Origin of the sequence: Mycobacterium bohemicum DSM 44277, assembly GCF_001053185.1 — a bacterium.
Lineage (GTDB): Bacteria > Actinomycetota > Actinomycetes > Mycobacteriales > Mycobacteriaceae > Mycobacterium > Mycobacterium bohemicum.
In genome coordinates this window covers 486,915-508,426 of the sequence record NZ_CSTD01000003.1, presented here as the reverse complement: position 1 = coordinate 508,426, position 21,512 = coordinate 486,915, and the positions used below count along the sequence as shown (strand labels likewise).

The 21,512-nt window shown below is 64.1% G+C and carries 20 protein-coding genes, 1 tRNA gene and 1 pseudogene; 10 read left to right on the top strand and 12 right to left on the bottom strand.

What is annotated here, in order from left to right; genetic code table 11:
- Window positions 1–21 precede the first annotated feature (21 nt).
- The 9 genes and pseudogenes from BN971_RS17000 to BN971_RS16955 form a co-directional block, all read right to left on the bottom strand.
- The gene (locus tag BN971_RS17000) at window positions 22–600 is read right to left on the bottom strand and encodes an Rv1733c family protein (protein ID WP_085180889.1); all 579 of its coding nucleotides are present in this window, start codon (window positions 598–600) and stop codon (window positions 22–24) included.
- 44 nt (window positions 601–644) lie between these two features.
- A complete protein-coding gene (locus tag BN971_RS16995; RefSeq protein ID WP_085180937.1) occupies window positions 645–1,643 on the bottom strand; it encodes an Acg family FMN-binding oxidoreductase in 999 nt (332 codons plus the stop codon).
- Window positions 1,644–1,781: 138 nt separating this feature from the next.
- On the bottom strand, window positions 1,782–2,060 hold the full coding sequence (locus tag BN971_RS16990; protein ID WP_090350354.1) for a hypothetical protein: 279 nt from the start codon (window positions 2,058–2,060) through the stop codon (window positions 1,782–1,784).
- A 343-nt stretch (window positions 2,061–2,403) separates the two neighbouring features.
- Window positions 2,404–2,667, bottom strand: a pseudogene (locus tag BN971_RS16980) (cation:proton antiporter domain-containing protein); the annotation flags it as partial.
- A 159-nt stretch (window positions 2,668–2,826) separates the two neighbouring features.
- Window positions 2,827–3,207, bottom strand: coding sequence for a hypothetical protein (locus BN971_RS16975; protein WP_090350351.1), 381 nt, complete (start codon window positions 3,205–3,207; stop codon window positions 2,827–2,829).
- Window positions 3,208–3,364: 157 nt separating this feature from the next.
- On the bottom strand, window positions 3,365–4,537 hold the full coding sequence (locus tag BN971_RS16970) for a CaiB/BaiF CoA transferase family protein (RefSeq protein WP_085180885.1): 1,173 nt from the start codon (window positions 4,535–4,537) through the stop codon (window positions 3,365–3,367).
- A gap of 64 nt (window positions 4,538–4,601) precedes the next feature.
- The gene (locus BN971_RS16965) at window positions 4,602–6,128 is read right to left on the bottom strand and encodes an aldehyde dehydrogenase family protein (protein WP_245836713.1); all 1,527 of its coding nucleotides are present in this window, start codon (window positions 6,126–6,128) and stop codon (window positions 4,602–4,604) included.
- A 15-nt stretch (window positions 6,129–6,143) separates the two neighbouring features.
- Complete coding sequence (locus tag BN971_RS16960; protein WP_085180884.1) at window positions 6,144–7,349, bottom strand: amidohydrolase family protein; 1,206 nt, start codon at window positions 7,347–7,349, stop codon at window positions 6,144–6,146.
- 230 nt (window positions 7,350–7,579) lie between these two features.
- Complete coding sequence (locus tag BN971_RS16955; protein ID WP_170322181.1) at window positions 7,580–8,806, bottom strand: cytochrome P450; 1,227 nt, start codon at window positions 8,804–8,806, stop codon at window positions 7,580–7,582.
- A 366-nt stretch (window positions 8,807–9,172) separates the two neighbouring features.
- Between BN971_RS16955 and BN971_RS16950 the strand changes: the two genes are divergently transcribed.
- The 7 genes from BN971_RS16950 (at window position 9,173) to BN971_RS16915 (ending at window position 15,882) form a co-directional block, all read left to right on the top strand.
- Window positions 9,173–9,862: a TetR/AcrR family transcriptional regulator gene (locus BN971_RS16950; protein WP_085180883.1), complete on the top strand. Its 690-nt coding sequence runs from the start codon at window positions 9,173–9,175 to the stop codon at window positions 9,860–9,862.
- A 215-nt stretch (window positions 9,863–10,077) separates the two neighbouring features.
- A complete protein-coding gene (locus tag BN971_RS16945) occupies window positions 10,078–12,426 on the top strand; it encodes a CaiB/BaiF CoA transferase family protein (RefSeq protein ID WP_085180882.1) in 2,349 nt (782 codons plus the stop codon).
- A 5-nt stretch (window positions 12,427–12,431) separates the two neighbouring features.
- Entirely contained in the window at window positions 12,432–12,632 is a 201-nt protein-coding gene (locus BN971_RS16940; RefSeq protein ID WP_085180881.1) for a ferredoxin, read from the top strand.
- Window positions 12,629–13,744 (top strand): NDMA-dependent alcohol dehydrogenase, encoded by a 1,116-nt coding sequence (locus BN971_RS16935; RefSeq protein WP_085180880.1) that lies wholly within the window; start codon window positions 12,629–12,631, stop codon window positions 13,742–13,744. Before BN971_RS16940 ends, BN971_RS16935 begins: the two co-directional genes overlap by 4 nt.
- Window positions 13,745–13,822: 78 nt before the next feature.
- The gene (locus BN971_RS16930; protein ID WP_085180879.1) at window positions 13,823–14,236 is read left to right on the top strand and encodes a limonene-1,2-epoxide hydrolase family protein; all 414 of its coding nucleotides are present in this window, start codon (window positions 13,823–13,825) and stop codon (window positions 14,234–14,236) included.
- A gap of 45 nt (window positions 14,237–14,281) precedes the next feature.
- Window positions 14,282–14,677 carry a nitroreductase family deazaflavin-dependent oxidoreductase gene (locus tag BN971_RS16925; protein ID WP_085180878.1) on the top strand — a complete coding sequence of 132 codons (396 nt, stop codon included), beginning with the start codon at window positions 14,282–14,284 and terminating at the stop codon, window positions 14,675–14,677.
- A 368-nt stretch (window positions 14,678–15,045) separates the two neighbouring features.
- Window positions 15,046–15,882 (top strand): PD-(D/E)XK nuclease family protein, encoded by an 837-nt coding sequence (locus tag BN971_RS16915; RefSeq protein WP_085180877.1) that lies wholly within the window; start codon window positions 15,046–15,048, stop codon window positions 15,880–15,882.
- A 40-nt stretch (window positions 15,883–15,922) separates the two neighbouring features.
- Here the strand turns inward: BN971_RS16915 and BN971_RS16910 are convergent, their stop codons facing one another.
- Window positions 15,923–18,532, bottom strand: coding sequence for a DUF4236 domain-containing protein (locus BN971_RS16910; RefSeq protein ID WP_085180876.1), 2,610 nt, complete (start codon window positions 18,530–18,532; stop codon window positions 15,923–15,925).
- A gap of 444 nt (window positions 18,533–18,976) precedes the next feature.
- On the opposite strand from BN971_RS16910, the gene BN971_RS16905 reads away from it, so the two are divergent.
- A complete protein-coding gene (locus BN971_RS16905; protein WP_090350349.1) occupies window positions 18,977–20,161 on the top strand; it encodes an IS481 family transposase in 1,185 nt (394 codons plus the stop codon).
- A gap of 50 nt (window positions 20,162–20,211) precedes the next feature.
- On the opposite strand, the gene BN971_RS16900 is transcribed toward BN971_RS16905, so the two are convergent.
- Window positions 20,212–20,288: transfer RNA gene (locus BN971_RS16900), tRNA-Met, on the bottom strand.
- Between the two features lie 335 nt (window positions 20,289–20,623).
- Between BN971_RS16900 and BN971_RS16895 the strand changes: the two genes are divergently transcribed.
- On the top strand, window positions 20,624–20,995 hold the full coding sequence (locus BN971_RS16895; RefSeq protein ID WP_085181994.1) for a hypothetical protein: 372 nt from the start codon (window positions 20,624–20,626) through the stop codon (window positions 20,993–20,995).
- Complete coding sequence (locus tag BN971_RS16890) at window positions 20,961–21,203, top strand: hypothetical protein (protein ID WP_085181995.1); 243 nt, start codon at window positions 20,961–20,963, stop codon at window positions 21,201–21,203. Before BN971_RS16895 ends, BN971_RS16890 begins: the two co-directional genes overlap by 35 nt.
- Window positions 21,204–21,258: 55 nt before the next feature.
- On the opposite strand, the gene BN971_RS16885 is transcribed toward BN971_RS16890, so the two are convergent.
- Window positions 21,259–21,483: a deoxyribodipyrimidine photolyase gene (locus tag BN971_RS16885; protein ID WP_085181996.1), complete on the bottom strand. Its 225-nt coding sequence runs from the start codon at window positions 21,481–21,483 to the stop codon at window positions 21,259–21,261.
- Window positions 21,484–21,512 lie beyond the last annotated feature (29 nt).

Below are 21,512 nucleotides of genomic sequence, written 5' to 3'. Positions count from 1 at the left end.
CTATTGCACGCCGGGAGGCCGTCATTGCCGATTCGTCCGGCCACCGTCTTCCACCAGAGACCTGATCTCGCGCTCCCACGCGGCGTCGCGCGCGCGGTTGAGCCGCGCATAGACGGCGGCCACCAGGGTGCCCAGCGCGAAGGCCGCGATCAGCAGCCCCACGCCCGCCATGACGACGGCATCGAAGGCGGCATGCCACCTCGGGGTGGGCGGGAACGCCGCGTTACCGTCCCTGCCCACCCAGATGTCGACCTTGTTGCCGGGCTTGGCGGCCGTGGTGAGTTCGAGGGTGCCGGTGCGCTCGCCGACCGGTCCGGGCCACCTGGCCCGCACCACGGTCGTGCCGGAGCCCTCGAGCACGGTGTCGGTGACGGTGGCGGCGACGCGGTGCCGCTCGTGTTGCTCCTGGGAGTAGAGACCCGCACGCGCGCCGTAGACGACGGTGCCCACGACACCGGCGACCGGAATCGCGATCAGCATCGTCAGCATCGCCAGCAGGGCGACCAAGGCTTCGATCCGGTCGGTCCGCCGAAGCAGCGGGTTGCGCCCGACGAGGCGGGCGACCTTCCAGCGGCGCGGGTCCAGCGCTAGCGTCTCCATCCCAACTCCCATGAGATTCAACGGTTTTCGGGCGATCCGTGGCCCTAGTGGGCGACGTGCTGATCGTGGTCGACGAGCCACTCGACGAAGTCGGCGAGCTCGCGCCGCGGGGTGGCCGGCAGCGGGTCGGCGTTGATCGGCGCCCAGCCCACCCGCAGCAGCATCTGCGGATAGTTGCTGTCCCCGAAGATATCCGAGCGGACGGCCTCGCGGGTTTGAGGAGTCTCCAGCGGCTCGGTCACCGGGCAGCTCGCCAGGCCCATCGACGTGGCGGTGAGCAGCACGGCGCTGGTGGCCTCGCCGGCGCGCAGCCGTGCCATCCGGTCGTCGTTGCGGGTCCCCAGCGCCAGCACGACGGCGTTGTCGTCGGCCGACGACGTGTCCGGCGGCATGGGCAGCACGGGACCCGCAAAGAGCCGGCCGGGGATTTTCGCGTTCGGGTCCGGCGCGGGTGTGTTGTGGGCGGGGACGCCCGCGACCGATGCGTAGCGCCCACTCCATGCCGTGAGCTCGGCCATGTAGTCGTGGTTGAGGTGGTCCTGGACGGAGCGGACAACGATGTCGTGCAGGTTGTCCATGTCCTCCACCCGGCACAGTGTCACGCCGTGCCGGGCGGCGCGCGCCGCCATCAAGGCGATGTCGCCGACGGGCACCGGCCAGTGGCTGTAGTGGCGCCGGTCGGTCCGGCGCCGCGGAATCGCCGCCGCGAGCGCGATGTCGACGGCGTCGGCGGGATAAGGGGACAGCTCGATGGCGGCCAGGTGGTCGGGGTCGTCCGGATTGGGCAGCCGGGTCACCTTCGACTGCCACCCGACGGCCGCGAAGGCGACCAGGCAGTGGTGCAGGGCGGCGCCGCAACTCAAGATCAGGTCACGGCCGTCGGGGTCGGTGTGGGGCAGCTGCCGGCCCGCGTCGGAGTACAAATGCAGGCTCGCCGGGCCAACCCGCCACCCCCACGGCTGCGTGTTGTGCACCGACGGCGCCCGACCCGCCAGCGTCAGGGCCGTCCGAATCGTCCCTTCATCCGGGAAGCGCGCGTTCATGGCCATATTTCCCTCCGGTAAAGCTCAGTGCCCCCTACGATCGCGCGTTCGCGCCGGGCCACACGAGGGCACGACGGCACTTGCACAAAGGACTTTGTTCCAATAAAACGCGGCGTTGCGGCCACGGTCACACCGGGGTCACGCGCCGGCGGCGGCCACGAGGGCCACGTCGACGGACAGTTGGTCGCACACGGCGTAGGCCGAGGCCCAGTCACCAACACAAGCCGCTCGGGCCAGATCGTCGACCAGGGGGCTGCGGACACCCAACTCGGCCAGCCACGCGGCCACGGTCGGAGCGATCTGAGCGCCGGTCACCCGAACCGTGCGGTCGCGGTGCAGCCGGTCGGTGACGCTGTACATCGTCGGCGTCGCCACGGCCTGCCGGGGTTCCCGTCGCATGTGTCCTGAAAACTTCATCACGCCCCCTCGGTCAACCCCAAGCCTTCATCCGACCACTCCCCCGACCCGGCCCCTAGGGCCGAACGCAACCCGACGGAAGTGCTTCGGTCGCCGCCGCGAGGTCCCGAGGTCCCGGTCCGGGAGGCCTTTGGTCACACGGGAGTCCCGGCGTCCTTGGCCTCGGCGGCCGCGTCCCCGCCGGCGGCCGGACGATGCGCCGCCCACACGCCGGCGATCGAGGTGGCACCGATGGTCAGCAGCGCGCCGAGCAGCAGCGCCGACGGTTCCCCCGCGGCCAGCAGGTGTTCCTCGGTGCCGATGGTGGCCGCGGCCACCGGCACGCCCAGCTGGGCGGCCGCGATATCGCCGAGCGCAGCTGGCCGCCGCGGACCGGCACGTGCGTGCCCACCACGAACATGACCAGGCCGAAGCCGATGTTCGCGAACAGCCGGAAGGTCGGGTCGCTGGCGTCGACGACGTCGAAACCGGTCTTGCCGATGACGAGCCCCGCGGCCAGCTCCCCGATGATCGCCGGGATCCGCAGGCGGGGAATGGAGGCCAGCAGCGGCCCGGCGAACCCGACGGCGGTCAGCAACGCCAGCGTGTGGAAGCCGAACCCGTGCACGTCAGCGGCCCGTGTGCGTCGGCCCGGCCACTACGGTTGCCGCCGCTTTGCTGTCGCCACGGGGTCATTCTGCAACGCTTCGGTACAAAGTGGTCGGACCCGACCGGGGATGTCGGCGAACGGGGTTGTCCTATTCCCTGGGCGGTTCGCTCAGGTTCGCTACTCGTCCGAGTCTTGGGAATCATCCTCGTCGTCGTCGGAGTCCTCGTCGTCGTCGGAGTCCTCGTCGTCGTCGGAGTCCTCGTCGTCGTCGGAGCCCTCGTCGTCGTCGGAGTCCTCGTCGTCGTCGGAGTCCTCGTCGTCGTCGGAGTCCTCGTCGTCGTCGGAGTCCTCGGCCTCATCGGAGTCCTCGGCCTCATCGGAGTCCTCGGCTTTGTCGGCCTTATCGGCGAACTTCGTCAACAGGCCCGCAAGCTCGCGGGCCTCGTCGGATGCCAACGAATCTTCAAACAACTGCTTGTCGTCGTCAGTCACGCGCTGGATGTAGACCGCCCGGTCCTTGACCGCGACATCCCAGCGGCCCCCCTCGTGATCAGCCATCTGATCCCGCCTTCCGACTAGTGATCCGCAAATGAATGTGGCGGGTCCCACATCAAGGCGTTGTCTACCCACTTTCGGCGTTCGGCCAACCGACACGGTTTTTCCGGCATTCATGGGCATCGGATCGACCGTGCCGGAGGGGGGCATGCGCCGGCATTCAGATTGCGCCAGTCGAACGAAGGCGCTCGATGCCGGCAGCGTCGTAACCTGCCACGGCGGTGAGTAACTCTTCCGTATGCTGCCCAACGTGCGGCGCTGCCGGCGGTGCAAAACCTTCGTCGGATTTGGTCTTGATGCACGTTCCGATCAATCGCTGCGAAGTACCGTCCGGCTGGGCCTGCTCGTAGACGAGTCGGCGAGCCTTCGCGTGGTCGTCGTCGAACAGGTCTGCTCCCAAAAATGCCGGGGCTCCTGCGATGTCGGTCGCTATGAAGAAGTCGGTCCATTCCTTGCGTGTGCGGCTGGCAAAAATTGCTGTTAACTGCTCGCGCAGCCCGGCCTCTGCCTCGAGATCCGTCCCCGGCTTCTGGCGTCCCGGTTCGTACAGATCCATCCTGTCGAGTGATTCACAGAATCTCAGCCAGAACTTGTCCTCCAAGGCGTTGAACACCACGTAGTTGTCGTCACCGGTTCGGTAGTACTGGTAGCGAAGCGAAGCGCGGATTCCCTCGCCATAGCCCTGTTGACCGTTCGCCAACGCCGCGAGGTGCTGAAAGTTCCAGTTGATAGCCGCATCGACCTGCGCCACTTCGACGTACTGCGGCCGGCCGTCGCGCCCGGCGGCGTGCAGCGCGGCGAGTACGCCCATGGCTGCGTACAGCGGTCCCGCCAGAACGCCCGTCGTCCCTGTGGCCGCCCCCGAAAGGCGTGGCGTTCCGTCGGCATCGATTATCGGCGGACTCAGGCCGGCGAAACAGTCGAAGGACAGCCCGTGCGTGGGCAATCGCGTGTAAGGCCCATAGCTGCCCATGCCGTTAAGCACGCAGTAGACAACCGTCGGGTTGACCGCGACGATGTCGTCGTAGCTGAAGCCGAGCCGGTGCGCGGTTCCGTACCGTAGCCCGTCGATCACCACCGGCGACGTGGCGGCCAGGCGGCGAAAAGCATCCTGACCCTCAGTCGTTTTCAGGTTGATTGCCACACTCTTCTTGCCGCGGTTCCAGTGCGAGTCCTGCAGCTCGCCGCCGGAAACCGCCGAACCGCGGAAACCACCGCCGCCCGGCGGCTCCACCTTGATCACCTCTGCGCCGAGGTCGGCCAGATGTCCGCCCAGTGCATCCGTGGAGAACAGTGACACCTCGAGGACCCGGACGTCCCTGAGCAGTTCCATGACGCGACCCTTCCAGCCCCCAAGTCCCTTAACCGCCCCGCCCCACGCCGCGTGCAGTGCCCCGCTACATCATGGTGATTGATTTCAGCTCGGTGTATTCCTCAAAGCCCCAACGCCCCTGCTCACGTCCGAGTCCACTTTGTTTGAATCCGCCGAACGGTCCCCCGCCGTTGAACATGCCGCGCGCCGGCAGGGACCAGCCGGGACCCTGCCCGCCACCCGGATTGGCGCCGAGGTCGGCAGCGGGCCCGAGAGTCTGCACCATGATGGTGCCCGTTCGAATCTGCCTGGCGACGTTGAAACCCTTTGCGGCGTTGCGGGTCATCACCAGACCTGCCAGACCATAGATGGAGTCGTTCGCGACGCGGATCGCTTCCTCTTCGGAGCGATAGGTCATCACTGCCAGCACAGGCCCGAACACCTCGTCCTGGCATAAGCGCATGTCGCTGCGGCAGTCGACAAATGCCGTCGGCTCGTAGTAGAAGCCGCGTTCGAGATGTTCGGGACGTTTGCCGCCCACCACCAGGTGCGCGCCTTCCTCTAGGCCCGACGAAACGACCGACTCAACTCGTTGCCGCTGCTGATCCCTGATGAGCGGCCCGACGACAGTGGCGGGATCACGCGGATCCCCCACGGTGATTATCGGAGCCATGGCTTTCACGCCATCGACATACGCCTCGAGCAGGTGCTCGGGCAGGAGAAGTCGCGATGTGACCGTGCAGGCCTGTCCGGCATGCATCAGCACCTGCCCGAACCCTATTCCGGCGACGTCACTTTCGGTGACATCGTCGAGCACGATGTGCGCGCTTTTGCCGCCGAGTTCCAGCTGAGCACGTTTCATCGTGGCGGCAGACAGTTCACGAATGCGTCGACCGGTCGCGGTCGAACCGGTGAATCCGATCATGTCGACGCCGCGGTGCGTACATAGCTCCTCTCCCACGTCGGCACCGCCCACAACGACGTTGAACACACCGGGCGGGAGGCCCGCTTCCTCGCCGACCTTGGCCAGCTCCAAGGCGTTCATCGGGGTCCACGGGTGGGGCTTGAGCACCACAGTGCAGCCGACGGCCAAGGCGGCCAGGCACTTCTGAATGTTGATCGAGAACGGAAAGTTGAACGGCGTGATGACTCCCACCACCCCGACCGGCTCGCGGACCACCGTCACGCCACCCAGGCCGGTCGGCGACACCACGGGCCCGCTCGGTGTCTCCACCCACGTCACATCATGTTCGACGAACTCGCCGTAGTAGTGGGCCGCCTCGATGGCACCCCCAACCTGAATCAGGTCGGTGATGAAGGCGGTCGAACCGATCTCGGCGACGACAAGCTCGCGAAGTTCCGCCTTGCGCTCATCGAGAATGTCAGCGAACCGCTTGATGATCTTGCCCCGCTGCCGGACCGACATCCACGGCCACGGACCTTCGTCGAAAGCCCGCCTGGCAGCCTCGATCGCCATGGCCGCCTGCTTTGGTCCACCGTCGACGACTCGGCCGATCAACTCCTCGGTCGCCGGATCGATGACGTCGATGGTGCCGACGGCGTTGTCGCTCAACCACTTACCGTCGACGAAGCTCTGGTACTCCCGCATCATACGAATCGCCGTTGACTACGTCGGCGTCGGATATGGGGCGGGCTCAAAGTCGAAGACCCGGCGCGCATTACCCTGCAGCACTTTGTACTTGTCAAGGTCGGACCGGCCGTCGAGTGCCTTGTGAGCGGCCTGAAGGGAGTTGGGCCAGAGGCTGTCGGTATGCGGATAATCCGTCTCGATCATCACGTTGTCGACACCGATCGAGTCCAGATTCGCCGCCCCGAAGTCGTCCTCGATGAAGCAGCCGTACATGTGTTCGCGGAAAAGCCGGCGCGGTGACTCCGGAAAAATGTCGGGGTCGGTGGGTACGGGGGTCAAGCGCATCGTGGCCGGATCAACCGACCAGTTGTTGGCGCGCAGGTATTGGTAGTCGGCGGCGACATGCTCTGCACGCTCGATGAGGTAGGGGATCCAGCCGATGCCGCCCTCGGCCAGCACGATCTTCAGGTCGGGGTACTTCTGCAGCTTGCCCGAGAACAGCCAATCGGTGGTCGAGTTCGCCAGATTGAGGTTGATGTTGACCGCCTGAACCCCGAAAGGCGCGTCGGGCGACGTGGTCGGACTGACCGACGACGATCCGATGTGCGTGCACAGCGGCATCTTCGTCTCGTTCACCACCGCGAAGAAATCGTCCCATGCCCCCGAGTGGATGGACGGAAATCCCAACGGGTGCAGATTCTCCGAGAAGGCAATGGCTTTGGCGCCCTTGCCGGCGCACCGTAGCGTCTCCTCGACGGCCAAACGGGTATCCCACAACGGGACGATGACCATCGGGATGTAGCGACCGGGCGCCGCCGCGCACCACTCATCGATGACGAAGTCGTTGTACGCCCGCACGCACTTGAGACCCAGATCGCGGTCACCGAGGTGCGCGAACATCTGACCACAGAACCGGGGGAAGAACGGAAAGTTCAATCCCGCGATCACATGATCCTCGTCCATGTCGGGGATGCGGGCCACCGGGTCGAAGTACGCGCGGGGCATCTCGTCGTAATTGACTGGGAGCGGGGAGTACTCGGCGGGCCTCTGGTGAGCCGCGACCAAGATGCCGAGCACCGAGGCGCGCGCTTGGTCGTAGATCCAGGTATCGACGCCGTCGATGCGCTCGACGTGTGGCACTCGATCGCGGTCGGCGGCCGACGCGCGGTCGACCCATAGGTTCGGCGGCTCGATGATGTGGTCGTCGACGGAGATCATCCATTGAAGATCTTGCTTGTCCACGGTTCCTCCCTGGTTTCACCGAACCGGTTTTCGTCGGGCCTGGCGAGTGGGCAACGGGTGCAGCAATGAGGGCGTCGTCGCGCAAGACGGATACCGATTACCGGCTGACCTGATGCTAGGAGCGGCTCTGGCGCGTTGTCAAGTAGCACTTGATAACTTGGTCGAGCCGCACCTGGAGATCTGCTATTGCGCTGGCCGCAAGCCGATATGGGCGGTTATCCGCCGCCCCCTCACCGGCCGACGCGGGCACCAGGGGTAAAGACGACCGGCAGGGCGCGGTAGCCCCGAGTGACCGAGTTCCCGTGAAAATCAACTTTTGCCCCAGGGGGGATGGCGTAGTCGGGTATCCGATTCAGGGTCTGTTGGACACCCACCCGAAACTCGAGTCGGGCGAGATTGGAGCCCAGACAGCGATGGACGCCGGCTCCGAATCCGAGGTGGCGATTTGTCTGTCGATCGAGCATGCACGTGTTGGGCTCGTCGAACTCGCGCGCGTCGCGGTTGGCGGCCGCATAGTTCACGACGACCGTCTCGCCGGGACAGAACTTCTGGCCGCTTAGCTCAACGTCTTTCGCCACCGAGCGATGCAGCCCGTGGACCGAACCGGCGAACCGGATGAATTCCTCTATCGCCGTGGGCATCAACTCGGCATCGCGTACGAGTCTGTCGCGCTCCGAAGCATGCGTGCCTAGATGGAAGAAGGCGAACGACATTGCACTAGAGGTTGTTTCGAGCCCGGCTTGCACCAACAGCATCACATTCGCGACAACGTCGTCGAAGCTCAATTTCTCACCGTCGATCTCGGCGGCGAGCAAGACATCGATCAGGTCATCGCGTGGCGGTTCACCACGACGCTTGTCGATCTCCTCGCGCACGCGGACATAGAGGTTCGTCATCGACCCGTTTCGGACCTCTTCGCTCTCACCATTGATCGCGAGGTCGGCTGTCTCGATGTAGAGCGGCACGTCCTCCACGGGCATGCCGAGTAGGTACCGGAAGAACACGATCCCAGGTTGCTGCCATGCAACGTCCGCGAGATCGCCGCGGCCCAACTCGATGAAGTTGTCGATCAACCCATCGGTGACCGCGCGCACCTGGGGCTCCAGCTCCTTCATCCGGCCCGGCGAGAAATACGGGTTGAGAACCTTGCGAAGCTGTTGCTGCCGTGGCGGATCCAAGGTGATCACGATGTCTCCAAATGACATCGGGTTGCCCTCCAGCCCCACGGGCTTGCTGGAGAAGCTGCGCCAGTCACGCAGGATCTCGTAACAGTCGTCGTAGCGAGTGGCGACCCAGGCGCCCCCCGGCGTAGGACCCAAGAACGGGACTTCCTGGTGACTGAACGGTCCGTTCTCCCGCATCACCGCGTAAACCTCGTAGAGGAATTCTTGATCGTTGAAATCCTCGTGACGAAGGTCGAGGTTCCGGGCGTGTTCCTCCGGTGATTTGCTCACCATGGGTAGTCCTTTCCGCCCTCGGGCGCGGGCATGCCGACCTCGGGACTACGCCAGCGATCGGCCTGGACAGACAGCCCCCACCGAGGGCCCGTCCACATTCCGGCAACACCGCAAACGTGCCACGGTCCATGTGCCATCTGCGTCGGCCCTCGGATTTCTCACACACGCCGAAATTTGCTTTGGCAGCACAGTAAATCGTCGGCTACGCGGAGTCAAGTCGGACTCGATAACCGCCCGAGTCAGCTCACGATCAGCGCGCCGCATTGCGCGCAAACAAAGAGGATGAGGCCGAAAAGCCCGGGGTGGCGAAGGAAGCACGCGTGCGAGCTTCCCGTCAGCCGACGAGTGCTCGCTAAAGTATGTGTGATGACTACAGGCGCGCGGCGGCGAGTTCGCGACAAGGATGGCAAACAACGGGCCCTCCTCGAAGCGGCTGCTGAGGTGTTTGCGGAAGCGGGATACGCGGCCGCGGCGACGAAGGAGATCGCCCGTCGCGCCGACTGCTCGGAAGCAATGCTGTTCCACTACTTCGGGGACAAGCGAGGCATCTTCGAGCAGGTCGTTTCTCGACAGATCGCGGATCTCGTCAGTGAAGCCGAGGAGCAAGTCGTGGCGGCCCTGCCCGCGCGCTTCGAGGACTATATCGAGCAGCTGTTCTTCGCGAGGTTAAGGCTCGACGACCGGGACAGCGGTGTTCCCGGCTGGGACATTTCCGGTCGGGCCTTGTCGGATCCGGACTTCTCGCTGCGGGTGCTCCAACCCAATCACGCACGCCGTACGGCCGTCATTGCCGAAGGCGTTCGCCACTACCAAGCCGCGGGCCAGATCAGGGCCGACGTCGACGCCGACCTGTTCGCCGAGCTGCTGGCTAACTTCATCATCTTCACAACGAGCCTCGGACCACGCTGGTTCGGTACGGGCGAGTCGGACATCCGCGCGCAGATCGAACTTGGTTCGCAGATCCTCGCCAAGGGCGTAAGCACATCGACCGCGAACCCGCCGGCCAAGCGAGGCGGTCGGGTTCAGCGGGCCTCGAAGGTGCGTGCGGCCGACTAGAAGCTCGGACGAACTCGACCTCGGACATACTTATCGAGTCGCACTTGACACTCTGGCTTTCCCGTCGCTAGCGTCGTTGCCAGCCAAGCCGCAACCATGCGGATGCAAGAAACCCTGCTCGATAGGCGCGAGCGTGAGGACAGAAGTGGCGTGTGTGCACTCATCGTCGCGGGTAACTCACTTCCGACAACCTTGACGCGGAAAGTCACAAGGCGATGAACACTCTTCGTGGGGTTCGTGTTGTCGAGTGGGCGACGGAAATCGCCGGTCCGTACTGCACCAAGCTGTTCGCCGACCTCGGAGCGGAGGTCATAAAAGTAGAGGCCCCCGACGGAGACCCGTTCCGCCGCAGAACGTTCGGCGATCGAAGCGATGGCGGCGCGCTGTTCAAATTCTTGAACGCCGGCAAGCGTTCAGTCGTTGGCACTTCGCTGACCGACCTCGAGCCATTGATCGTTTCCGCCGATGTGTTCGTCGATTCCCTCGGCCCCGGGGCACTCGACCGCGAGGCCCTCCTAGCGCGTGCGCCACACCTGGTGATCGTGGCGTTGTCTCCGTACGGGTTGACCGGGCCGTACCGGGACCGACCCTCAACGGAGTTCACGATCCAGGCCGAGAGCGGAACCCTGGCGTTGCGTGGCCGTCCGGACCAACCGCCCATTCAAGCGGGTGGTCGAGTCTTCGAATGGGTCATGGCCAGTTATGCCGCCGTCGGGGCGCTTGGCGCACTGCGTCGGGCCCAACTCGGCGGACAAGGCGAAATCGTCGACTGCTCGTTGTTGGAGGCGTGTCACCTCAGCGCCAGCGGATTCGCCGACCTCTACCACGAGCTGGCCGGTCGTCCCCCTTTGACCCTGCCGGCCCGACAGGTCGAAATCCCTTCCATCGAACCGACCGCGGACGGATGGGTGGGCTTCAACACCAATACCCGCCAGCAATTCGAGTCGTTCCTGGCGATGATCGGCCGGCTTGACCTGCTCGACGAGGACCCGGCGTGGGCACTCGCGACGACGCGCTGGGAACGCCGGGAGGATTGGAATCGGACTGTGCGGGAATGGACGACGCAGCGCCGCACGGACGAGATCGTCGCGTTGGCCTCCGATCTGCGGATCCCCGTCTCACCGGTCAACAATGGCCAGACCGTGTTGGACCACCCCCAGTTCTCGGCGCGCGGCGTGTGGGGCACGTATCTCGACGGAAGCTTCACCCACCCGTTGGCGCCCTACCGAATCGATGGCCGACGCCCCTCCCCCACCGCCGGTGCTCCCCCGCTCGGCGAAATGACAGAAGTACCCGCCCACAACAGGATTGCGACCGCCGCCGACCGCGCACCGCGACTTCCGCTGGAGGGCATACGAATTCTCGACGCGACAGCCTGGTGGGCCGGCCCCTCCTCCACCCACATCCTCGCCGCACTCGGCGCTGAGGTCATTCACCTGGAGTCGACGGACCACCCTGACGGCGCACGGATGGCGGCCGCGGCGTTCGCCGCTCAGCCTCAGTGGTGGGAGCGGTCGGGGATGTACCTGGCGACCAACGCCAACAAGCGGGGGCTCACCCTCGATCTGTCCTCGCCCGAAGGGCGAGAGCTGCTGTTCGGCCTCGTGAAATGCTCGGACATTCTGGTCGAGAACTTCTCCCCCCGCGTGTTCGACAATTTCGCCATCACGTGGGAGGCCGTCAGTGAGCAGAACTCTCGAATCGTGCTGGTCCGTATGCCTGCGTTCGGGCTCGACGGGCCATGGCGCAATAATGTGGGTTTCGCGCAAACGATGGAACAGATGACCGGGATGGCGTGGGTGACCGGCCACGAGTACGACCAGCCCCGGATCCCCCGCGGTCCCTGTGACCCACTGGCAGGAATGCATTCCGCGTTCGCCATGCTCGCCGGTCTCCGGCGCCGCGACGAGACCGGCCAGGGGTCACTCATCGAAGTATCGATGGTCGAGTCCGCGCTCAACGCAGCCGCCGAGCAGGTTGTCGAGTTCACCGCCTACGGGAACCTGATATCGCGGTCGGGAAATCGCAGCCGCGACGCCGCCCCGCAAGGGCTCTATCCGTGCGCGGGGACCGAGCGGTGGCTGGCGATCTCGGTCGCCACGGACGAGCAGTGGCGTCTGCTGAAGTCGGCTCTGTGTGAACCGGATTGGGCGAATGACCCCGCGTTGGACACCCACGAAGGGCGCGTGCGGGCACACGATGTGATCGATAAGCATCTCGAGCAATGGGCCGGCCAGCACGATTCCTCGGCCGCCGCAGAGTTACTCGTTCAGCATGGCATTCCGGCTGCGGATTTGGCTGACGCCAGGACAGGTTCGATGCACCCTCAGCTGACGGCACGAGGCTTTTTCGAATGCCTCGATCATCCCATCGTGGGAACACATCACGTGCCGGCGATTCCCTTCAAGTACCGCAGCGTTGACACGTGGTATCGGTCAACGGCTCCGACGTTGGGGCAGCACAACGCAACCATCCTCGGCGACCTACTCGGCCTCGACGCCGCATCGATTGCAGCGTTGGCAGAAAAAGGAGTCATCGGGACCAGACCGGGCGGATTGGACTAGACAGCGTGAAACTTCATGTCGAGAGGGAGGCGTGCCAAGGCCACAGCCGTTGTTACGCAACGTATCCCGAACTGTTCGACATCGACGACGAAGGGATCGCTTTCGTCACCGTAGAAGATATTCCCCCCGAATGGGAAGAACGGGCACACAACGCAATCGCCAACTGCCCCGAGCGTGCCATACACATCGTCAAGGAGTCGCCGTGAAGACCAAGGGAGCAGTTCTGTGGGGGCTGAACGAGAAGTGGTCGGTGGAGGAGATCGAACTCGACCCGCCGCAGGAAGGCGAGTTACTCGTCGAGTTCGAAGCCACCGGTCTGTGCCATTCCGACCACCACATCCGCACCGGCGACATGTTCGGGGTGAGTTTTCCCTTGATCGGTGGACACGAAGGGGCGGGCATCGTCCACGAGGTCGGTCCGGGAGTGCGCGACATAGCGGTGGGAGACCATGTGGTCACCTCCTTCCTGCCGGCGTGCGGTCGCTGCCGCTGGTGCGCCACGGGTCGTCAAAACCTCTGCGATTACGGGGCGATCATCCTGGCGGGAGTCCAGGCCGACGGCACCTTCCGGCGCCGAGCCAGAGGACGGGGCATCGGAGCCCTCTCAGGCGTCGGCAGTTTCGCGCAGTGGGGCGTGTTGTCGGAAGCCTCGGTGGTGAAGATCGACAACGATGTGCCACTATCGCGCGCCTGTCTGCTCGGCTGCGGCGTCACCACCGGCTGGGGTTCGGCCGTCAATACCGCCAGCGTCAGTCCCGGCGACGTGGTGCTCGTGGTTGGCTGCGGAGGGATCGGCAGCGGTGCCATTCAGGGCGCGCGGCTGGCGGGTGCAGAGCACATCGTCGTCGTCGATATTGAGCCGAGCAAGCGCGACAAAGCGTTCCAATTCGGAGCCACGCACTTTGCCACCTCCATGGAGGAGGCAACCCAACTGGTTGGCGAGATGACGCGTGGAGTCATGGCCGACTCGGCCATCCTCACGCCAGGCCTGCTCGAAGGCGCGATGATCAACGACGCGCTGAATGCGGTGCGAAAGGGCGGGGCCGTGGTGGCCACCGCCCTGGCATCGATGTCCGACGTGACGCCGACGCTGCCGCTTACGTTGTTCACACTGTTCCAAAAACGCCTCCTGGGCAGCCTGTACGGCGAAGCCAACCCGCGGTCCGACATCCCGCGACTCATCAGCCTCTACCGAAGCGGCAAGCTGTTGCTCGACGAAACCGTCACCACCGAGTACAAGCTCGACGACATCAATGAGGCCTACGACGACATGCTCGCCGGCCGCAATATTCGCGGGGTGATCATCCACGACCACTGAGCCTTTGGGAGACGGATCCGCATCATTCTCCTGCCCCCGCACGTTGATTCACCCACCCTCGTGAAAGGGATTTCATTCATGTCTTCGCCAGCCGATGTCGTCCGCCGGTTCTGCGCGTTAATGGAGCAGCGGGATGCCGAAGCGCTGCGCCCCCTGCTCGCCGACGGGGCCGTTTATCAGAATGTGGGAATGCCCGCCTTCACCGGACCAGACGCCATCGTGGAGAACATGGCCGCCCAGTTTGCGATGTTCCCCGACGCCTATGCCTTCGAAATCCTCAACCTCGCCAGCGAGGGTTCCGTGGTGCTCACCGAACGCCTGGACTACATCCAGGCACCGGACGGAAGCAAGCCGGCCGTCCCGGTAATGGGGACCTTTGTCGTCGATGACGAGGGAAAGATCACTCGCTGGACCGACTATTTCGACCTGAACCTGACGATAAAGCTTCTCCAAGGCGAGGACATCAGCGCCCTGGTGCCGTCGACCGCATGACTTCAGAGATCGTTCAATTCGAGCGTCGTTGGGAATGAGGGAGCCATGCGGGTGCCACGGGCCGTCGCAAACTTCAATAGTCGAGTCACCAATCCAGCGGCTCGGTCGATCACGCCATGGCTCCCAGGCCAAGGGACCCTCGAACATGTCGGACGCAAATCAGGCAAGCGGTATCAAACGCCGCTGCTGGTTTTTCCCACCCGCGACGGCTTCGTCGTTCTCATCGGGTACGGGCTGGAATCAGACTGGTTGAAGAATGTATTGGCTGGCGGGCCGGCGGTGTTGCACAAGCGCGGCAAGAGTATCGCGCTAGCCAATCCCCGCCTGCTGAGTAAGGCTGAGGGCGCGGCGCTCGTTACGGGACCATCCGGCGTGTTCTACCGCCTTTTTCCGTACAACGAAGCGGCGCTCGTCGTGACCAAAGTCACTTCCTCGCAATGACTTTGGGCGAGAACTAAGCTACCGCGCGAGTCGAAGGGCTGGTCGCAGATCACGTCCAACCCGGCCCGACTGCCAGGACCGGCCCGCACATTCCATGATCCGCGGCACTGCTATGCGACCAGCGCGCTCAAAAAGCCGGGCTGAGCCCCAAGGTGGTCTCGAGCGGATCGGGCACGCCAACGTGGGGTTCTGTGTGGAGACATATGCCCACGTCCTCAAGGACGACGACCGGGCGCCGCTGAGCAGGCGGTGTTCCTGATAGATGCCGGCTGGGACTCGGAATCAGACGATGACCGGGGCCAACCCTTGCTTTAACCCGGCGCAATCTTTCTCTTGACATGGAGCGACGTCCTCGTCACGGTTGGCCTGTGAAGACGATCCGGATCTCCGCGAGCCGCCTCGGAGAAGTCGTCATGGATGATCTTTGCGAGCGGTGCTACTGGGTCAAGCTGCATCTGAACCATCACTTGCCGTTTCAGATGTTTCCAAGCATTTTCAGCTCGATCGACTCCTACACCAAGGACATTGTTCACTCGTGGTTCGAGGCCCACGGTGTGCCGCCCGGCTGGCTCTCACCGCTAGGGACAATCGTGGCCTACCAGACGCCGCGGCACTGGTCGCAGTTTCAAACCGTCGATGCCAAGTACGGCATTCGCCTCACCGGCGTAGCCGACGCGATCTTTGAGTACGCCGACGGTTCCTTGCTGATCGCCGACTATAAAACGGCGCGATTCACCGACGCTGAGAACAAGAAGCTGATGCCGCGCTACACGCTGCAGCTCAACGCTTATGCCCGTATCGCAGCTGAGTGCGGCCCCGCGCCGATATCTCGGCTGGCGCTCATCTATATGGAGCCCGCGACCAAGGGAGACACCGTCAATTACTGCGGAAACTGTCGCGAAGACGGCTTTGTCATGGGTTTCCAAGCCCGCGTCGTCGAGATCCCGGTCGATGATGACCTATTGAACGATGCGTTGGCAAAGACAAGGGAGATCTTCGACCTATCCGACGCACCCAACGGCGCTCCAGGATGCAAAGACTGCGTTCTTGTGCTCGATCTGGCCGAAAAGCTTTGGCCTGGAATAAACGACGTCGATCTCGCGGACAAGCTGCAACGCATGCTCGCGGACCCAGAGCTAAGAAAACCGCGGCACCGGCACAAGGTTTCAGCGAATGCGGCGAAGAATGCAGGGCTTGACGTTTGACACAGAACGGCGCGCACCGGAGTAAGTAAGATGCTGCCTGCTAATAGGTAGCATGTCTCGGATCTGGGTCATAGTCGAGTTCATGAGGCCGCCAGGCTGGTCGCCAATATTCCTCGCGGGCTTGGCGTTGGGCGGCCCATTCATCAAGGGCGCGTTGTCGTTCTGAGGCTTTTGCCTCGGCGTCGCGAATGGCTTCGTCGAGTCGCTGGCGTGCGAGCGCGGGGGTCAGCATCGGTATTTGGTGGGTGCGTGCGGCACGGTGGGGTGCGTCGTCTGCGCTGGGCGTTGTGGTCGTAACCCAGGCCACCGTCTTGGTGATGTTCTTCGCGATGCTTGCTCCGTGGTCCTCCGCACATACGCGCAACTCGTCGAATTCGGGTCCGTGACCCAGGATGCCGACTCGGACCCCGCGTAGGTAGCGCGCTTGCGGCGGCGGCGGTGATTCGGTGCATTGTTCGATTGCGGCGCCAATCTCACTTGCCAGGTCTTGTAACCCTAATTCGTCGGCGAGCAACCACATCTCACGTCGATGATTTGGATCAAGGCTGGTCCAGTCCCTGTGGGAATCGGCGCCGTATTTCGACCGCCACACTTCGTAATGCAATGAACGGAGCTGGGTGCCGTTGAGGCGTGTGCGCCGAGCTTGGCTTGACAGTGCGGTGGCCTCTTCGGGGGTGAGTCGTCCATCTTTGATGCACTCACCGAGCAAAGTCCGGTAGCGCTCGATCTCGGCCGGGTCGCCGCTCCGTGGGGTTGGCGACTGCGGGAAGGACTCCAGCAGTGCAGCGACCGAGGCTCCGGTCATGGGCACAGGCCGACAACTAATCGCGCACGGCTGCGGCGCCGGACCTGATACTGGAGCGGCGATCGCCGCCGAAGTGAGGTGCAGCGGCTGCGGCGCAGTTCGTAGCATCCACAGGAGAACCTCACGGACGGCGCGGGCATCGCCCAGCGCAGTGTGATTGTTCTCAGCCCAATGACCGGTGGCGCTCTTGTACAACGACATGAGGCTGTAGGCGCGGCCATCGAGTTGACGTCGTGCCGCCTGAAGCATGCACACACCGGTCAGCCGCGGAAGCGTGACACTGTTCCGTTGTGCTGCCGAGGCAAGGAACCCTGCTTCGAAGTCGAGGTTATGCGCGACGACAACTGTGTCGGCCATAAACGCGAAGGCCTCAGGGAGCACGTGATCGATCGTTGGAGCGCCGATGAGATCGGTGTCATCGATCTGGTGGTGCATTCTCGCCTCTGGCGAGGATCCGGGGTTGTTCACCAAAGTGGCGAATTCGTCGAGAACCTCTCCGTCACCGCGGAACTTCACTAGTCCGATCTCCACGATGCGATCCGCCGAGGGATACAAACCCGTGGTTTCCAGATCGACTGCGGTGAAGACCTGCTCGGCTGCGAGGTATTTGGTAGTGGCACGCGTCAGTAGCGAACGCTCGATGAAACTGGTCGTTGTGGTCGGGCGCCGAGCAGTGGATACGCGCTGCGGGGCTGACGGCCGCTCCGCAGGAGGTTGGGATTGCGTCGGCCGCTGGCGCTGTGCCGGTGCAGCCGCATGTCCTGTGTGCTCATCGGGTTGTGCGGGCGCCGCTGAGATGACCTGGGCAAGCGGTTCGGCGGCGTCGGCACGTGATATCTGGATGATCCAATAGAGGCCGCTTGCCGAAGTGATGAGGAGTCGTCCGTACAGCATGATCGGGAGCATCCTGTTGTTTTTGTAGCGGCGGTCCGGGCCGCCCTTGACGTTGACGATCTGCCATGTGGTGTCGACTTGGGCGGCGTCTCGTGGAGGGGATGACCTTTCGATGAAGCGTTGCTTCTGGTGAAAAGTGCGCAGTGCCTGGTAGTCGATGTCGCTGTAGCGCTTGCCCTCTCGAATCAAGACCCGGTCTGGCAGCAGGTAGATCGCAGAGTTACCGGCGGTGATTGAGGGTACGGCGATGTTCGTCGCCAATTGTTTGTGCCGGACCGATGTGGCCGCTGTCGCGGGGATCGTCTTGACCAGTGTGCTGGCCCCGGAGTTCGTTTTGAAGGCGTTGGTTCCCACCACGTCGCCGGCTTGTACGATTCGCCAAACTCGCTGCGACTCGGTGAGCCAGCGCCATTGGGTTACCAGGGAGTCGAACCACGATTGAGCGTCGTCGTTCACGTCGTAGAAAAGAACGACCGTGCGTCGTGCCTGGTCATTGAGGTAGAGCCAGACGCAGCCAGCGCCGCCGAGAAACCAGATGAGCAATCCCCATGGCATTGTCAGCAGGCCCAGCAGCAGAACCGAAATCGCCGTGGGCCACCACCAGGCGAAACGCGCGGCCGCCGCGTTCAGCTGGTCGACCAGATCGCCTCGACCGGTGGGCTCCAAGGTAGTGGCAGCGGCACCGGTGACGTCCTGCAGGATGACGTCGCTGGGGCGAAACGCTGGGGGCGCGGCCGGCGATGGGTGTTGTTGTCGCGGCGATGACGACGTGTGGTGTCCGTTCAGCGAGGCCCGGTAATAGACGCCATTGCGACCCATGTGGACGTAATTGCCGCGCGGACCTGTGCCGACGCGAAAGCCAGGAACGCCGGCACTTACCCCGATCCCGGACTTGCTCAGGTTGAACCGAAAAGGTCCGGCTTTGACGCTCTTGCGGACGTAAATCCCCACGATGCCGCCTCAACTCGACAGCCGAAGGCGCCCATATACGGCTTTCGGCATCTGTCCATTCCGGATCAAACAGCAGCTGTGACATCTGGCGGTCGCCACGAACGCATCCTCGGAAGAACTTGACTCGACTGGAAACATGGACCCGAGATGAGCGACATTAGTCGAGCTCGTCGGAGACGACAACGACGCCCGACAGCGCTGATCGACGCGCTTGGGTGCGATGCCCCTGCCCACCGCTTTCACCTATGTCAGATCGCGGCGCAAATCAACCGGTTCGTAAGGCTGCTGTTCCGACAATGTGGCCCCAAGTGGCATGAAAATGGCCCCCGGAGTCTCCTCCGGGAGCCATTTCACCTGGTAGCGGGGACAGTGTCTGATTCCAGGACATAGTTGGCAGCTGTCTCGCGACATAGTTGACACCTCTGCAAGTCAGGGAGGTTAGCCATGTCGAAGGCACATCTGGTCATCACCGCCGTGACGGTCGAGGGCCGCAGCAAAAGCGAAGTCGCCCGTGACTACGACCTGTCCCGCCAATGGGTCCAACAGCTGTGCAAACGCTACGAAGCCGACGGCGATGCGGCCTTTGTGCCGCACTCGCGACGCCCACACCACACCCCCCGGGCCGCCCCCGCCGACGTCGAAGACCGCATCGTGCGGTTACGCAAGACCCTGACCAAACGCGGTCTCGATGTCGGCGCTGACACCATCGCCACCCATCTGGCCACCGACCCCAGCATCGCCCATACGCCTGCGGTGTCCACGATTTGGCGCATCCTCAAACGCCGCGGCTTCGTCACACCCCAACCCCACAAACGGCCCCGCTCCTCCTGGAAACGCTTTGAGGCCGAACTGCCCAACCAATGCTGGCAAGCCGACGTCACCCACTGGCACCTCGCTCACGGCGGCGGCGTCGAAATCCTCAACATCCTCGACGACCACTCCCGGCTAGCCATCGCCAGCCTGGCCCGGCGCACGATCAGCGGCCCCGACGTCACCACAACCTTCACCACCGCCTTTGCCACCTATGGCCCACCGGCCTCAGTGCTGACCGACAACGGCGCCATCTTCACCGGAGCACCCCGACGCGGTGGGCGCACCGCCCTCGAGATCACCCTGGGCACACTGGGCATCAACTACCTCACCAGCCGGCCCTACCATCCCCAGACCTGCGGAAAAGTGGAACGCTTCCATCAAACTCAAAAGAAATGGCTCACTGCACATCCCGCGGCCACCCTCGCTGAACTCCAACACCGCTGCGACCAATTCCGCGTCTACTACAACCAGCGCCGACCGCACCGCGCCCTTGACCGACACACCCCGGCCCAGGCCTATACCCACCGACCCAAAGCCACCCCCAACGGCTATGTCATCCCCGCCCACTGCCGCGTGCGCACCGATGTCATCGACGCCGCCGGCGTCATCACCATCCGCTACAACAGCCGCCTGCACCACATCGGCCTGGGCAAGCGCCGCACCGGCACCAAAGTCACCGTGCTCATCGACGACCTCGACATCCGCGTCCTGGACCGCACCACCGGAACACTCATCCGCAAACTCGTCCTCGACCCCACCCGCGACTACCAACCACGCGGCGTCAAATGCGGAAACAGCCCCGAAAACAAGCAATAGGTGTAAACCATGTCTCGGGACACCTGTCAACGATGTCCCGAGACACGACATGGTAGCGGGGACAGGATTCGAACCTGCGACCTCTGGGTTATGAGCCCAGCGAGCTACCGAGCTGCTCCACCCCGCGTTGGTGAATGCCAGGTTACCGAACGCCTGTCACGGCGACCAAATCGGGCTTCGTCCGACCAGGTGTCATCAGGCATGCCGTGGCGGCGAGCGCGTCGTTGACCGCGGCGGTCAAACTCGTGCCGCCGCGGGCACCGGTGGCGATTCGACGCCCCCCTAACCCTCGCATGACTGCGGCTTGAAGATCACCAGCCGTGCGATAGCCCGGCGGCACGTCGGTCGGTCACCGTTGTCTACACGCCGGCTCCACAGCCGGACTGTGTCGTTCGCACCTACTCGTCGCCTCGCGGCCCTCACCCGGGCCGCGGACCCCCCGCCATACAACACTTCGCCGCGGTGAACCGCGCCATCATCCTCATCACCCGGGGTAGCCTCGACGAGGCGACGACGATTGTGTCCGAAGGCTCAGAACGTGCTGCCGCACAACGCAATCAGATGGCGCTCCAGCTGCTCACCCAAATGCGGGCGCAAGTCGACCTGGCCGCCGGGCGGTTGGAAGCGGCGCGCCGCGCCGTCGAATCGCTGCCCAAGCGGGAGCGGATGACCTGGAGCCGCATCGGGGGCCGGATAGGCCTGATGACGTTGGCCCGGGTGGCGCTACACACCGACGACCGCTCGCTGGTGCGTGAGGTCACCGTCCATGCCCGTGACGCGTATACCGCCGGAGGGCCCGGTGTCCCGTCCGCTCCTGCACGCCGCCGCGGCTGAAGATGCCGGCAGCGCACTGACGCGGGCGGGTCGGACCCGCGCGGGCATCGACCAGCTCAGCACCGCCTTCGACACCTTCATGCGCTGCGGTGCCAGCGCGGATGCCCGTCGAATCGGCCAAGTCCTGCGCGAATACGGCGTCTCCCGGCGCGTGGTCAGCGACCTCATCGGCGGCCGCCCGTCGTCGGACACCGCCAAAGCATCCTGAGGCGACTCGAGGCGGAACCTGATCCGCGCGGTATGACGCGGTTACGCCCCGGGCGTCACTTTTTGCTGGGGATGACGATGATGACGATCAACGTCAGGATGGAGAAGAACAGCCCGAGAATTCCCCAGCCCAGCGGATTGCGGCCCTTCATCATCGCGATGATGCCGCACACAATCGCGGCGATCACGCTCCCGATGGCGACGAAAATTCCCTTGATTCCGCGGAGTATCAACCCCGCCGCGAGCGGATCCGAACTCGCCAAGATCACCGAGTGCAACATGTCAGGCCCTTTCGTGGGAGGCCTCTGGG